Genomic DNA, 12,778 nt, shown 5'->3' on the forward strand with positions numbered 1-12,778 from the left:
ATCTTCGAAAATCGAGTGGCCCCCGCTTAGTCTTCGTCGCCTTCACCATCGCCGTCTTCCCAATCGCTCAGGTCGACCGGTTCGGCAGGCTGGATGGTGGACACGGCGTGTTTGTAGGCAAGCTGCACGTAGCCATCGCGCTCGAGCAGCGTGCAGAACAGGTCATAGGCAGCGATCCGGCCTTGCAGCATGACGCCATTTACCAGGAACATGGTCACCTGCACCTCGGCATCGCTAACGCGGCCCAGGAACACGTCCTGCAACTGGCGCTGCTTCTTGTTGCCGTCGCGGCTGGAAAACTGCTCCGCATCCATCGGCTGGGCAGGCATGATCGTACTGATCGCGTGCTTGTAGACGAGTTGCGACTGGCCATCGCGCCGCAAAAGCATCGAGAAATTGTCGAACCAGGTGATGATGCCCTGGAGCTTGACGCCTTTCACGAGGAAGACCGTAACCGGCGCTTTCTCGCGGCGGAGAATGTTGAGAAAGCTATCCTGAAGGCCCGGCTGCTTGTCGTTGCCGGGCTTATCTGCCCGGATTGGTGCAGCGCTGGCCTTCGCTGCTTCTGCAGGTTCTTCATCCTCGATCTTCGGCTTGGTGCGTATCGAGAGTGTTTTTCCTTCGGGCATGACCCTGTTCCTGTTCTTGGCAGCCGCGGCGCCAGAGCGCTGGCCGCAATGCTCAATAAAATGCACGGTTCATCGTAACTATACGGCGAAACCGCTCCTTCGCTGCAAAAATGCTTGCCGATGGCTTGCGTTCCGCACCGCTAGTTTGTCACGCTATTCCAACAATTTAACCATACCCTGATCATGCCTCGTCCTTGCGATCGGTCATGCCGAGGATCTTGAGTTTGCGATGCAGCGCCGACCGCTCCATCCCAATAAAGCTCGCGGTCTTGGATATATTGCCCGAAAAGCGGCGAATCTGGATGGTGAGATATTCGCGCTCGAATTCTTCGCGCGCTTCTCGCAGCGGCACGCCCATCAGGCTCGAAAGACCGATCCCGCCTTTCGCCCCGCCCTCGGTGATTTCGGCAGGCAGCATGTCGGGTTCGATCAGGTTCATCTGGTCGCGCGGAGACAGGATCACCGTGCGCTCCACGACATTGCGCAGCTCGCGCACGTTCCCCGGCCAGTCGTAGGCTTGCAAGGTCGCGAGGGCTTCTTCGCTCACTTCGGGTGGCGGTAAACCCTGTTCGGCCGCGTAACGGGCGAAGAAATGAGTCGCGAGCGCGGGAATGTCGTCGCGGCGGTCGGCGAGCGAGGGGATCGCCACCGGGACGACGTTGAGCCGATAAAAGAGGTCTTCGCGAAACCGCTTCTCCTCGATCTCGAGCTGCAGATCACGCGAGGTCGAGCTGACCACCCGCATATCGACGCCGATCTGCCGGTTGCCGCCGACGCGCACGAAGCTCTGTTCGGTCAGGACGCGCAGGATGCGCGCCTGGGTGGAGAGCGGCATGTCAGCGACCTCATCCAGGTACAGCGTGCCGCCATCGGCCGTTTCGAGCAGGCCGGGACGGATCAGCTTGCCGTCCTGTTCCTCGCCAAACAGCTCCTGTTCGAATCGCTCGGACGTGATCCGGGCGGAATTGACGATGACGAACGCGCCCGATGCGCGCTGGCTCCAGCTGTGCAGCAGCCGGGCGGCGACCTCCTTGCCAGAGCCCGCCGGCCCGCTGATCAGCACACGGCTGCCGGTGTTGGCGACCCTTTTCAGCGTGGCACGAACCTGGTTCACCGCGGCGGAATTGCCCGTGAACTCCTCGCCTACTCCGCCATTATCCTGCTTCAGCCGGGTGTTTTCGCGCCGCAGGCGCTCGGTCTCGGTCGCCCGTTCGACCAGCAGGAGCAGGCGTTCGGTCTCGAACGGCTTTTCGATGAAGTCCATCGCCCCGCGGCTGACTGCCGAAACCGCGGTGTCGATATTGCCATGGCCGGAGAAGATGATGACCGGCAGCTCTGGCTCGCGCGCCTTGATCGCGTCGAGCACTTCGAGCCCGTCCATCGGGCTGCCGTGCAGCCACACGTCGAGCAGTACCAGGCTTGGCCGACGCTCGTCGACCATCTGCAGGGCGCTGCCGCTGTCACCCGCGACACGGCATTCATAACCCTCATCGCTCAGCACGCCGGAGACGAGCTCACGAATGTCGCGTTCATCGTCGACGACCAGGATATCGAGCGCCATCAGCGCCTCCTTCTAGGCATTATCGGCCTCATGCGGCCGGTTCTTCCGCTTCCGGGGCGGGTTCGGGCGCGCGCGCAAAGCGAAGGACTACGCGCGTGCCCCCTTCGGGCATCGGCGCAAAGCTGATGTCCCCGCCATGTTCTTCAACAATCTTGCTAACGATCGCGAGGCCGAGCCCGGTGCCCTTCTCACGCGTGGTCACATAAGGTTCGGCGATCCGGTCACGGTCGGCAGGTAGTCCCACGCCATTATCGGTGACGAGAATATCGACCAGGTCCTGGTTCGCTTCGATCGAAACCGCAATCCGGCCGGTGAAACCGTCACCCTCGTCGTTCGCGCGGGCCTGCACCGCTTCCACCGCATTCTTGAGCACATTGGTCATCGCCTGCCCGAACTGGTGGCGATCGCAACTCAGCGGCACCGCACTATCGGTCGCTTCGAGACCGAACGCGATATCCTGATGCGCGACCTCTTGCAGGAACACCGCCTGCCGGACGAGATCGAGCGCGTCCTCATCGCGGAACACCGGCTTGGGCAGCCGCGCGAAGGAAGAGAATTCATCGACCATCGTCCGCAATGCACCGACCTGACGAACGATCGTGCTGGTCAGCTCGTCGAACAGCGCATCATCGTCACCCACTTGCTTGCCATAGCGGCGCTTGAGGCGTTCGGTCGCCAGCTGGATCGGCGTGAGCGGGTTCTTGATCTCATGCGCGATACGCCGGGCAACATCGGACCACGCGGCACGGCGCTGGTCGAGGAGCTGGCGCGTAATATCCTCGAAGGTAATCACGTGCCCACCTGTTGCAGGTGCGATCCGGACCGCCAGGGTGAGCAGGTCTGCATCCTGGTTGACGCTGACGATGCCGCTTTCGGCACCCTGATCGAGGAGCGCAGCGATTTGCGGTGAGGCTTCGGCAAAGGGCTGCCCCTTCCCCTCCTCTTCCGGGTCGCCGAACAGCAGCAGCCGCGCCGACGTATTCATCAGCTGGATCGTGCCTGCCTCGTCGATCGAGATGATGCCCGCGCTCATCGATTCGAGCACCGCCTCGATAAAAGCGCGACGTTCCCCCAATTGCCGGTTGGCCTGCATCAGGTCGTCGGTCTGCGTTTCGAGCTGCGCGGTCATCCGGTTGAATGCGCGGTTGAGCAGTCCGATCTCGTCGGCTCCGGTCCGCCCCTCGATCCGCAGCGCGAAATTGCCCGCACCGACCTTGCGCGCTGCCGCCACCAGGTCTGTCAGTGGCTCGACCTGCCGGTCGGCAAAGCGCAAGGCGAACCAGACGGCGAAACCGACCAGGGCCAGCGAGACGAAGAACAACGCAAGATTGAAACGCAGCTGAAGCGCACGCGCCCGCTGGGTCAGCTCGCGATATTGCGTCATGATGTCGCTTGCGAGCTGGAAGTTGTTGAACGAGAGCGTGGACGTGTTGCGCGCGTTGTACAGGTAAATGCCGGCCGAGCGGTCGATCGGCGTAATGGCCTCGATCCGGTCCTGATCGGCAAAGACAACCTCGGTCTCGCCCTTGTTCAGCCGCGGCAGCGCGCGCGCACCCGCTTCGGCCGGTTCATTCCCCGCAACAATGCCGATGGCCACCGCGGTGGTGACAGACCCATTGGGAAAGGCCTGCAGGATCGCGCTTTCGCTGATCTCGCGGCCCTGCATCTGGTAGGTGTAATCCTCCAGGAAATCGCGGTCGGCCAGATCGGCGGCCTGCCGCCCCTGCAGCAGGTAGAGCATGTCGCCCGCCATGGTCCGCGTTTCCTGCGCGACCTCGAACTGGTTCTGCTGGAAATAGCTTTCCGCCAGCTCGTTCGTACTTTCGAACAATCCGCGCGAATTGCTGGAGAACCAGAAGTCCACGCCCGACTGGAACAACATCGCGGCAAACACCGCCACCAGCAGCGTGGGCACCGCTGCAATCAGCGAGAACACGAAGACGAGGCGAACATGCAGCCGGGCAGTGCTGCCCGCCGCGCGGCGAAGCGCGAGTCTGCGCCCGAGCAACACCAGCAGCGCCATCGCGGGCAGAAGTGTACCGACCAGCAGGATCGAAATCTGCTGCGTGGGCAGTAGTTGCGTCTCGTCGGGCTGGTTGGTGAACGCAGTCCATGTGGCGATGGCCATGATCGCAAGCGCTACCGCAGCCCCTATCTCCAGCCAGCCGAACAGGTTTGCACGGCGAGACGCCACGACAAGCCGTCGTGCAAGGCGCGAGCCACGTGTCGTCCTGCCAGAGGAAGTCGCCATCGTTGCAAGGTTACAACATCGCTGTTGCCGCAATACAAGTTACAAACGCTGTTCCGTCCCACTTCGCGTCGCATTTGTGCAACGCTTTGTGGGATTGACACGTCGATCAGGCGGCGTTGCGGACCAGGAACGGTTCAAAGAAGCGGTCGATCTCACCCAGCACCTGCGCCGGGTCGTCGATAAAATTGATCGCCTTGCGGAACTCCGCCGAGCCGTAGAGACCCTTCGTATACCACCCCAGATGCTTGCGCGCGATCTTAACGCCGACCTGCGGCGTATAGTGATCCAGCATGCGCTTGTAGTGCTCCACGACCACCGCATAGTGCTCGTTCAGCGGCGGGTCGGCACGCTTCTCACCCGTCTGCCACCAGTGCATGACCTGGCCGAGCAACCACGGGCGCCCATAGGCACCGCGGCCGATCATCAGCCCGTCCGCACCCGACTGCTCCAGCGCCTTCGCGGCATCCTCGACACCGCAGATGTCGCCGTTGACGATCACGGGAATATTCACCGCTTCCTTCACCTTGGCGATGAAGGACCAGTCGGCAGATCCCTTATACATCTGGTTGCGCGTGCGCCCGTGGACGGTGATCATTTTCACGCCTAGGTCTTCGGCAATACGCGCAAGTTCCGGCGCGTTGAGGCTGGCATGGTCCCAGCCCATGCGCATCTTCACCGTGACCGGCACATCGACCGCCTTCACGGTTGCTTCCATCAGCTTCGTCGCCAGCGGCACCTCGCGCATCAGCGCAGATCCAGCCAGCTGGCCGACGACCTTGCGCACCGGGCAGCCGAAATTGATATCGATGATCGCCGCACCATTGCCTTCCTGCAATTTGGCAGCCTCGGCCATGCTCGCCGGATCGCAGCCGACCAGCTGCATGCTCACCGGTTCCTCGATGCGGTCCCACGCCGCCTTCTGCACGCTCTGGCGCGTTTCGCGGATCGCCGCCTCGCTCGCGATCATCTCGGTCACATTGAGGCCCGAGCCATAGCGGCGCACCAGCGTGCGGAACGGCATATCCGTCACGCCGGTCATGGGTGCGAGGATCACGGGCGTTGCCACGCGCACGTCGCCAATGGCGATAGGCTTCGGTGCCGAAGGAGGGGTTGGGACTTCAAGCATGGGGAAGCGCGGCAAATAGTGGATTGCCGCTGCTCCCGCAAGCGCGTAGCCCGACGCCGATGGCACAGCCTGAAGACCCGCCCCGTTTTGCCGCGATCATCGTTGCGGCAGGCACCGGCACGCGCGCGGGCCAGTCGATCCCCAAGCAATATGTCCGCTGGCGGGGCAAGCCAGTGTTGCGACATTCGGCCGAGACGCTGCTGGCGGCAGGGGCGCAGCCGCTGGTGGTCGCCATTGCGCCTGACGCAGCGGACCAGGCACGCGAGGCATTGGCGGGGCTAGACAGCATCATCCTCGTGGATGGTGGAGAGACGCGCAGGGCCTCGGTTGCCGCCGGGCTTGAAGCGCTCGCCGGTGAGCAGCCCGAGCGCGTGCTGATCCACGATGCCGCGCGCCCTACCCTGCCCCACTCGGTGATCGACCGCGTACTGGCCGCGCTGGACAATCGTCCGGGCGCAATTCCTGCCCTGCATGTGGTCGACACCATCGCCCGCACGAAAGATGGCGTGATGACCGGGCAGGAAGACCGCACCGCCCTCGCCCGCGTGCAGACCCCGCAGGGCTTTCGCTACGCCGATATCCTGAGCGCCCACCGCACATGGGATACGGCCACCGATCCGACCGACGATGCGCAGGTGTTGCGCGCCGCTGGCGGAGAAGTGGCGATTGTCGAGGGTTCGGAAAAGCTCGCCAAACTGACCTTTGCAGAGGATTTCGCGATGCAGGCACCACCGGTACGCACCGGCACCGGGTTCGACGTTCACGCGCTTGCCGAAGGCGAGGAGCTGTGGCTGGGCGGGTTGAAAATCGACCACGACAAAGGGCTTGCGGGGCACAGCGATGCCGATGTCGCGCTCCACGCGCTGGTCGACGCCATCCTGGGCGCGATCGGCAATGGCGATATCGGCACGCATTTCCCCCCCAGTGACGAACGCTGGCGCGGCGCCTCTTCGGCGCAATTCCTCCAGCACGCAGTCTCTCTTGCCGGAGAGGCCGGCTACCGGATCGGCAATCTCGACCTCACGATCATCTGCGAAGCGCCCAGGATAGGCCCGCACAAGGATGAGATGCGTGAAAAAATTGCGGATTTGGCCAGTGTTCAGGTCGATGCCGTAAGCGTAAAGGCAACCACGACCGAGAGGCTGGGCTTCACCGGGCGCGGCGAAGGGATTGCCGCACAGGCCGCCGCAACGCTTATCAGAGAGGATTTCGAATGAGACTTCATGTTCGATATGCGGCGGGCGCTGCAGCACTGTTGTCCCTGTCGCAACCCGCCATGGCGCAAGGCGTCGATTGCGTGCAGCGCGCCGACGTTGCCGACATGACGACCTATGCCATGCCGCTGGCCATCGAAGCGCTGCAGGCGCAATGCGCGGACGTATTGCCCGCCGACAGCTTCGTCATGAACGAAGGGTCAGCCTTTGCCGCTCGGTTCGATCCCTTGCGTGACACTGCTTGGCCTGGCGCGCGGCGGGTGCTCGTGAGCATCATCGAAAAACAGACGGGCGCGAAACGCGAAATGGCCGAGCAGGCCAATCCGGCGATGGGCGGTGTCATCATGAACCTGATGCGGATGGAGGGCGACGAACTGCGGCCCTTCGTGGATGCCATCGCCACGCAATTGATCGCCGGAGAAATCAAACCGTCCACCTGCGGGGATGTCGAGGCTATCCTGCCGCTGCTCGCCCCCCTTCCCCCGGAAAACTATGGCGCGCTGGTGTCGACTATTCTCGGCATGGTGGTGGAGGAAGATCACGCCATGCCGGTATGCGCGGTGGAATGATGGCCGACGCACTCCTCCCGCCCGATATCGTCGACCTCGCGACGAAAGTGGTCGAGGCGAACCGGCAAGCCGGGCGTACCATCGCGCTGGCTGAAAGCTGCACGGGAGGGCTCGTATGCGCCGCGATAACCGAGGTACCGGGTTCGTCCTCCGTCCTCGAGCGCGGATTCATCACCTACTCGAACGATGCGAAGATGGAGCGTCTGGGCGTTTCGCAAGACATTATCGAGACGTTCGGCGCGGTCTCCATCGCCTGCGTGTGGGCGATGGCGCAAGGCGCGCTGGAAAACAGCAAGGCCGATGTCGCGGTTGCGATCAGCGGCGTGGCCGGTCCGGGGGGCGGAACCGCGACCAAGCCGGTAGGCACGGTGGTATTTGCCCGCGCGATACGCGGCGCCGATGGCGAGCCGGAAGGCGAATTGAAAGCTTTCGGCGACCTTGGTCGCGCGGAAATCCGCCGTCAGGCGACGCTGTGTGCGCTGGAGCTGCTGTTGCCGTAGAGATCGTGCGCGCGTTTCTCGAACGCGGCCATCATCATGCGGAATGCCCGGTCGAAATAGGCCCCGGCGAGCCGTTCGAAAATCTTGTTGCGGAAGGTGAAGTCGACGCAGAAGTCGATTTCGCAACCGCCCTCCACCGCCTTGAACGCCCAGTCATTGTCCAGATCGCTCAGCGGCCCGTCGATGTAATGAACATTGATGCTGGTCGGCCGCTTCTTTTCCACCCGCGAGGTGAATTTCTCCCGGATTGCCTTGAAGCCGACAACCATGTCCGCGACCATCTCCGTCTCGCTGTCGGACCGGATGCGCGTCGCGATGACCCACGGCAAGAATTCGGGATAGCTCCTCACGTCCGCGACCAGATCGAACATCTGCTCGGGCGTATACGGTAGCACGCGTTGCTGGTGGATACCCGGCATCAGCGCGCTTCGTTGCGAGCGGCCTCTTTCGCAAGACGCTCTTCCCGCGCGGCCTTCATCTGCGCGAAATCGTCACCCGCGTGGTAGCTGGAGCGTGTCAGCGGGCTCGATGCGACTTGCAGGAAGCCTTTCGCCCGGGCGATGGACCCGAAAGCATCGAAGGCCTTGGGCGTAACGAAGTCCTCTACCTTGGCGTGCTTCGGCGTCGGCTGCAGATACTGGCCCATGGTGATGAAATCGACATCCGCGCTGCGCATGTCATCCATCACCTGGTGGACTTCGAGGCGCTGCTCGCCCAGCCCCAGCATGATGCCGGACTTGGTGAAGATCAGCGGATCGTGCGACTTCACCTCTTCGAGCAGGCGCAGCGAAGCGTAATAGCGTGCGCCGGGCCTGATGGTCGGGTACAGGCGCGGAACCGTTTCCAGGTTGTGATTGAACACATCAGGCCCCGCCTCGCAAATCGCCTCGATCGCAGGGCGCATCTTGCCACGAAAATCGGGCGTCAGGATCTCGATGGTCGTATTCGGGGTCTCGCGCCGCAGCGCCTGGATCACCTTCACGAACTGGCCTGCCCCGCCATCGGGCAGGTCATCGCGGTCGACACTGGTGATGACGATGTGCTCCAGCCCCATCTTGCCCGCCGCAACCGCGACGTTCTCCGGTTCCATTGGATCGACCAACCGGGGCATGCCCGTCTTGACGTTGCAAAACGCGCAGGCGCGCGTGCAGACATCGCCAAGGATCATGACAGTCGCGTGCTTCTTTTCCCAGCACTCGCCGATATTGGGGCACGCAGCCTCTTCGCACACCGTATTCAGGCTGAGGTCGCGCATCAGCCGGCGCGTCTCGTGATAGCCCTTGCTGACCGGCGCCTTGACCCGAATCCAGTCGGGCTTGCGTTGGCGCTGCGGGCGTTCCTCGGGCGATGGGGCAGAAGAAAGATCGTTCATATGACCGTCCATCTAGGCGGAGCACTTGCCACAGGCAATGGTGCGCGCCATGGACCGTGCCCATGAAGTCGTATGCCGAACTGGTCGAAGGATATTATCGCTTCCGCAAAGGGGATTGGCAGGCCCAGCGAGAACGCTGGTCGACCCTCAGCGAGGGGCAGTCTCCACAGGTGATGGTGATCTCCTGCTCTGACAGCAGGGTGGACCCGGCACAGATCTTCGATGTCGCCCCAGGGGAAATCTTCGTGGTGCGCAATGTCGCCGCGATGGTGCCTCCGTACGAGACGACGCCGGGCCAGCATGGTGTGTCGGCCGCGGTCGAGTTTGCCGTGCAATTCCTGAAGGTTCGGGAAATCCTGGTGATGGGCCATGGAGCCTGCGGCGGCTGCATGGCGGCGCTGACCCGCGACCTGCACGGGACCGAATTCGGTGAAGGCGGCTTCGTGGGCAACTGGGTCTCCATGCTGGACGAAGCGCGCGATCGCGTGGTTGAGAAGCATGGTGCCGAAGGGGCTGAAGCCGTGCTCGAAATGGAGCTGGCCGCCGTGCGCGAAAGCCTGTCCAACCTGCGGTCCTTTCCCTTTGTGAAGGCGAAGGAGGACGCTGGCGAAATCACGCTACATGGCGCGCATTTCGCGATTGCCGACGGGATATTGCGCCAGCTGGCGCAGGATAGCGGCGAATTTTCTTCCGCAGGCTGACTTGCGCGCACGATGGGCCTTGGCCATCTGGCAGGCATGTCTGAAATCGAAGCCAACAACATCGCCCTCCTGATCGACGCGGACAATGTCGATCCCAATGGTATCGACTCGGTCCTCACCGTGCTGGCCGAACTGGGGCAGGTGAACATTCGCAGGGCATACGGAAACTGGGCCAAGGATGCGCTCAAGCGGTGGGGCGATATTACTAACCGCTATGGCATTCGCCCGCACCAGCAGTTCGACCTGACGCGCGGCAAGAACGCGACCGACATGGCCATGACGATCGACGCGGTCGACCTGCTTTATCAGGGCAAGGTCGACGGGTTCGGCATCATGAGCTCGGACAGCGATTTCACCCCGCTGGTCACGCGGCTGCGGCAGGATGGCCTGCCGGTTTACTGCTTCGGTGACGCCAAGACGCCGCATGCCCTGCAGCGCGCATGCACGCGGTTTATCGACGTGGCCAAGCTTATCCGCGGCCAGACGCGCGATACGGGCGGCGACAGCAAGACCGATAATGTGGACGAGGAATTGATCCAGTTGCTCGGCGAAGCATGGAAGGCCTCGAGCCGCGACGATTCAGGTTTTGCGCGGCTGCACGAGGTCGGCCAGATCGCAGGCAACCGATCGAGCTTCGATGTGCGCAATTACGGCTTCAAGCGTCTTTCGGAGCTGATCGGCTCGCTGGACCGGTTCGAAATGAAGCGCGGCACCGACGAACAGCTCTACGTGCGGCGGCTACGGTAAGAAAAACGGCACGAGAACCAGGGTCCTCGTGCCGATTCAACATTACAGGTTCTGACGTTCGGTCAGCTTGCCGTGGCCGATTGCTGAGCGATGAAGGTCGCCCACAGGTCCGCAATCGGAGCGCGATCGCCCTCCACCTTGGCGAAGGTTTCCAGCGCCGCAGCACTATTCCCGGCTTCGTACTGCGCGATGCCGAGGCGGGTGAGGGCCATACCGCTATCGACACCCGGGCGGGTCAGCGCGATTTCGTAAAGCTCTGCCGCCTTGGAATTTTCCCCAAAATTGAAATAGGCGTCAGCGGCAGCCAGTGTGATCTTCGCCGTAGCACCGGAGGCCCGTGCATCGCGCTCAAGCTCTGCAAGGTCGGCGCGCAAACCGGGCGCCTGGCTCTGGCTTTCGGTCAGCGCCTCGCTAACGAACGGGTCGCTGCTATTCAGCGCACCTGCGGAAACGCCCGCCTGCGTCACTTCCAGAACTTCGGCAGGAAGGACCCGGTAGTTTGCCGCGTCGATATAAACTTCGTAGTCGAGCTGGTCCTTCATGTACCCGGTTGCACGCAATAACCGCATCAGATCCAGCAGTTTCGCATCGTCGAGCCTGCCGAGATCGCGATGGACGCCGATGGCGTTCCGCCAATTCATCTCGTTCGGATAATATTTCGCTGCCGCGTGCGCGAGCTTGCTCGTCTCTGCATAACGGCCCGCTTTGTAAGCAGCGGCCAGACCGGTCTGGAGCAGCGCGTCATCAGGCGCCTGCCCCGCGTTCAGCTGTTCATCGATCTGCTGCATGACATACTCAACCCCACCCGAAGAGTTGTTCTCTGCGGCAAAGGTCTGCGTAATCAGCGTCTGGAGCTCGGGATCCTGGGAACCCAAGTCGATCGCCTGCTGGAGCCGCTGACGGGCGAGCGAGTAATCCTTGATGTTGAAGGCAAGCCGTCCGGCATTCGCGGTGTAACCCACCATGTTCTCTTCCGGGGTCTTCCCGCTGGCGAGCATCAATTCCATGCCCTTGCTGGCCAGTTCCCAGTTCTTGAGTTCGAGTGCGGTCAGATAAAGCGTATTGCCGAAAACATATTTGTCGTCATCGGTCGAAACGAGCGCTTCGGTCGCCACAATTTGATCGAGGAGAGCGGCCTTGTCCGCTCCTTCAGCTTCCAGAGCCTCCTGGATCGGAGCGATCGCGTTCCGGAACTCATCCGAATATTCCGGTTCGGCTTTCTTCTTGCTGCGCTGTGCGCAGGCAGGTGCGTCGAATGCAGTTACGCCAAAGGCACCGACGCTCATGATGGCGGCAGCGATAGCGAATTTGGATGCTTTGCGCGACGAAGGGGCAAAGAATGGCATTGGTCTCTCCTGTCTGAGCCGCACCGGGGGAGCGCGGCGATCAACGATGATCTCGTGTGTTATGAGAATAACGCGCGGCCTATGCGATAGTGCCGCGTGAACGTCCAGACTGTGACTGGGGGCGGTTGAACGGTGGTTGAATGAGGGACAGTTCGCGAAACCGCCAGAAAATGTGGAAAAATCGTGTTGCAATCCCCATCTGTGGGGCGTCTTGCTGGCACCTCCGGCACCTTTCCCCTAGCGTCTCCCGACTGCGCGAATACGCACCCGAAAGATAACCTGACAGAGCGGATTTTTCTTGGCCGACGATACTGACACTCTCGCCCCGCCCAGCCCCATGGGCGAGTACGACCGCATCGACATCGTCGATGAGATGAAGACGAGCTATCTCGATTACGCGATGAGCGTGATCGTGAGCCGCGCGCTGCCCGATGTGCGCGACGGATTGAAGCCGGTCCACCGCCGTATCCTGTTCGCCAGCCAGGAAGGCGGCTTCGTCGCCGGGCGGCCCTATCGCAAGAGCGCCAAGATCGTCGGCGACGTGATGGGCAATTACCACCCGCACGGCGACAGCGCGATCTACGATGCGCTGGTCCGCATGACGCAGGACTGGTCGATGCGCCTGCCGCTTATCGACGGTCAGGGCAATTTCGGTTCGATGGACCCCGATCCGCCGGCTTCGATGCGTTATACCGAGGCCCGCCTTGCCCGCGTCGCCAATTCGCTGCTCGACGATCTCGACAAGGATACCGTCGATTTTGC

The 12,778-nt window shown here is 62.4% G+C and carries 13 protein-coding genes; 6 read left to right on the forward strand and 7 right to left on the reverse strand.

Annotated elements, in window-relative coordinates:
* Positions 1 to 26: 26 nt before the first annotated feature.
* From hfq to dusB, 4 genes are all read right to left on the reverse strand, one after another.
* Complete coding sequence (hfq, locus tag ACEQXE_RS14155) at positions 27 to 629, reverse strand: RNA chaperone Hfq (RefSeq protein WP_370180306.1); 603 nt, start codon at positions 627 to 629, stop codon at positions 27 to 29.
* A gap of 181 nt (positions 630 to 810) precedes the next feature.
* Entirely contained in the window at positions 811 to 2,190 is a 1,380-nt protein-coding gene (locus tag ACEQXE_RS14160; protein ID WP_370180307.1) for a sigma-54-dependent transcriptional regulator, read from the reverse strand.
* 28 nt (positions 2,191 to 2,218) lie between these two features.
* On the reverse strand, positions 2,219 to 4,441 hold the full coding sequence (locus tag ACEQXE_RS14165) for an ATP-binding protein (protein ID WP_370180309.1): 2,223 nt from the start codon (positions 4,439 to 4,441) through the stop codon (positions 2,219 to 2,221).
* Between the two features lie 106 nt (positions 4,442 to 4,547).
* On the reverse strand, positions 4,548 to 5,567 hold the full coding sequence (dusB, locus tag ACEQXE_RS14170; RefSeq protein WP_370180312.1) for a tRNA dihydrouridine synthase DusB: 1,020 nt from the start codon (positions 5,565 to 5,567) through the stop codon (positions 4,548 to 4,550).
* Between the two features lie 59 nt (positions 5,568 to 5,626).
* Here dusB and ACEQXE_RS14175 point away from each other — a divergent pair, with 59 nt between their 5' ends.
* The 3 genes from ACEQXE_RS14175 to ACEQXE_RS14185 are packed head-to-tail and all read left to right on the forward strand — an operon-like array spanning position 5,627 to position 7,850.
* Complete coding sequence (locus tag ACEQXE_RS14175) at positions 5,627 to 6,784, forward strand: bifunctional 2-C-methyl-D-erythritol 4-phosphate cytidylyltransferase/2-C-methyl-D-erythritol 2,4-cyclodiphosphate synthase (protein ID WP_370180313.1); 1,158 nt, start codon at positions 5,627 to 5,629, stop codon at positions 6,782 to 6,784.
* On the forward strand, positions 6,781 to 7,350 hold the full coding sequence (locus tag ACEQXE_RS14180; RefSeq protein ID WP_370180314.1) for a hypothetical protein: 570 nt from the start codon (positions 6,781 to 6,783) through the stop codon (positions 7,348 to 7,350). The genes ACEQXE_RS14175 and ACEQXE_RS14180 overlap by 4 nt, the downstream gene beginning before the upstream one ends.
* The gene (locus tag ACEQXE_RS14185; RefSeq protein WP_370180325.1) at positions 7,350 to 7,850 is read left to right on the forward strand and encodes a CinA family protein; all 501 of its coding nucleotides are present in this window, start codon (positions 7,350 to 7,352) and stop codon (positions 7,848 to 7,850) included. Before ACEQXE_RS14180 ends, ACEQXE_RS14185 begins: the two co-directional genes overlap by 1 nt.
* Here ACEQXE_RS14185 and ACEQXE_RS14190 read toward each other — a convergent pair.
* On the reverse strand, positions 7,811 to 8,269 hold the full coding sequence (locus ACEQXE_RS14190) for a type II toxin-antitoxin system RatA family toxin (protein ID WP_370180316.1): 459 nt from the start codon (positions 8,267 to 8,269) through the stop codon (positions 7,811 to 7,813). The two genes, ACEQXE_RS14185 and ACEQXE_RS14190, sit on opposite strands and share 40 nt — an antisense overlap.
* Positions 8,269 to 9,222, reverse strand: a complete 954-nt coding sequence (gene lipA, locus ACEQXE_RS14195) for a lipoyl synthase (protein ID WP_370180317.1) — start codon at positions 9,220 to 9,222, stop codon at positions 8,269 to 8,271. The genes ACEQXE_RS14190 and lipA overlap by 1 nt, the downstream gene beginning before the upstream one ends.
* A 62-nt stretch (positions 9,223 to 9,284) precedes the next feature.
* On the opposite strand from lipA, the gene ACEQXE_RS14200 reads away from it, so the two are divergent.
* Together ACEQXE_RS14200 and ACEQXE_RS14205 are read left to right on the forward strand one after the other, a co-directional pair.
* Positions 9,285 to 9,923, forward strand: a complete 639-nt coding sequence (locus tag ACEQXE_RS14200; protein ID WP_370180318.1) for a carbonic anhydrase — start codon at positions 9,285 to 9,287, stop codon at positions 9,921 to 9,923.
* 36 nt (positions 9,924 to 9,959) lie between these two features.
* Positions 9,960 to 10,670: an NYN domain-containing protein gene (locus ACEQXE_RS14205; protein ID WP_370180320.1), complete on the forward strand. Its 711-nt coding sequence runs from the start codon at positions 9,960 to 9,962 to the stop codon at positions 10,668 to 10,670.
* A gap of 62 nt (positions 10,671 to 10,732) precedes the next feature.
* Here ACEQXE_RS14205 and ACEQXE_RS14210 read toward each other — a convergent pair whose 3' ends face one another.
* The gene (locus ACEQXE_RS14210; protein WP_370180322.1) at positions 10,733 to 12,016 is read right to left on the reverse strand and encodes a hypothetical protein; all 1,284 of its coding nucleotides are present in this window, start codon (positions 12,014 to 12,016) and stop codon (positions 10,733 to 10,735) included.
* Between the two features lie 298 nt (positions 12,017 to 12,314).
* Between ACEQXE_RS14210 and ACEQXE_RS14215 the strand changes: the two genes are divergently transcribed.
* A partial coding sequence (locus ACEQXE_RS14215) for a DNA gyrase subunit A (RefSeq protein ID WP_370180323.1) occupies positions 12,315 to 12,778 on the forward strand: 464 nt, incomplete at its 3' end.

The sequence above is a fragment of the Alteriqipengyuania sp. genome, assembly GCF_964222115.1.
Lineage (GTDB): Bacteria > Pseudomonadota > Alphaproteobacteria > Sphingomonadales > Sphingomonadaceae > Alteriqipengyuania.

What these genes read in the sequence shown, in the direction of transcription:
- ACEQXE_RS14160 (WP_370180307.1), bottom strand. Translation starts at nt 2,190, where the DNA reads ATGGCGCTCGATATCCTGGTCGTCGACGATGAACGCGACATTCGTGAG.
- ACEQXE_RS14165 (WP_370180309.1), bottom strand. Translation starts at nt 4,441, where the DNA reads ATGGCGACTTCCTCTGGCAGGACGACACGTGGCTCGCGCCTTGCACGA.
- dusB (WP_370180312.1), bottom strand. Translation starts at nt 5,567, where the DNA reads ATGCTTGAAGTCCCAACCCCTCCTTCGGCACCGAAGCCTATCGCCATT.
- ACEQXE_RS14210 (WP_370180322.1), bottom strand. Translation starts at nt 12,016, where the DNA reads ATGCCATTCTTTGCCCCTTCGTCGCGCAAAGCATCCAAATTCGCTATC.
- ACEQXE_RS14185 (WP_370180325.1), top strand. Translation starts at nt 7,350, where the DNA reads ATGGCCGACGCACTCCTCCCGCCCGATATCGTCGACCTCGCGACGAAA.
- hfq (WP_370180306.1), bottom strand. Translation starts at nt 629, where the DNA reads ATGCCCGAAGGAAAAACACTCTCGATACGCACCAAGCCGAAGATCGAG.
- lipA (WP_370180317.1), bottom strand. Translation starts at nt 9,222, where the DNA reads ATGAACGATCTTTCTTCTGCCCCATCGCCCGAGGAACGCCCGCAGCGC.
- ACEQXE_RS14200 (WP_370180318.1), top strand. Translation starts at nt 9,285, where the DNA reads ATGAAGTCGTATGCCGAACTGGTCGAAGGATATTATCGCTTCCGCAAA.
- ACEQXE_RS14190 (WP_370180316.1), bottom strand. Translation starts at nt 8,269, where the DNA reads ATGCCGGGTATCCACCAGCAACGCGTGCTACCGTATACGCCCGAGCAG.
- ACEQXE_RS14175 (WP_370180313.1), top strand. Translation starts at nt 5,627, where the DNA reads ATGGCACAGCCTGAAGACCCGCCCCGTTTTGCCGCGATCATCGTTGCG.
- ACEQXE_RS14180 (WP_370180314.1), top strand. Translation starts at nt 6,781, where the DNA reads ATGAGACTTCATGTTCGATATGCGGCGGGCGCTGCAGCACTGTTGTCC.
- ACEQXE_RS14205 (WP_370180320.1), top strand. Translation starts at nt 9,960, where the DNA reads ATGTCTGAAATCGAAGCCAACAACATCGCCCTCCTGATCGACGCGGAC.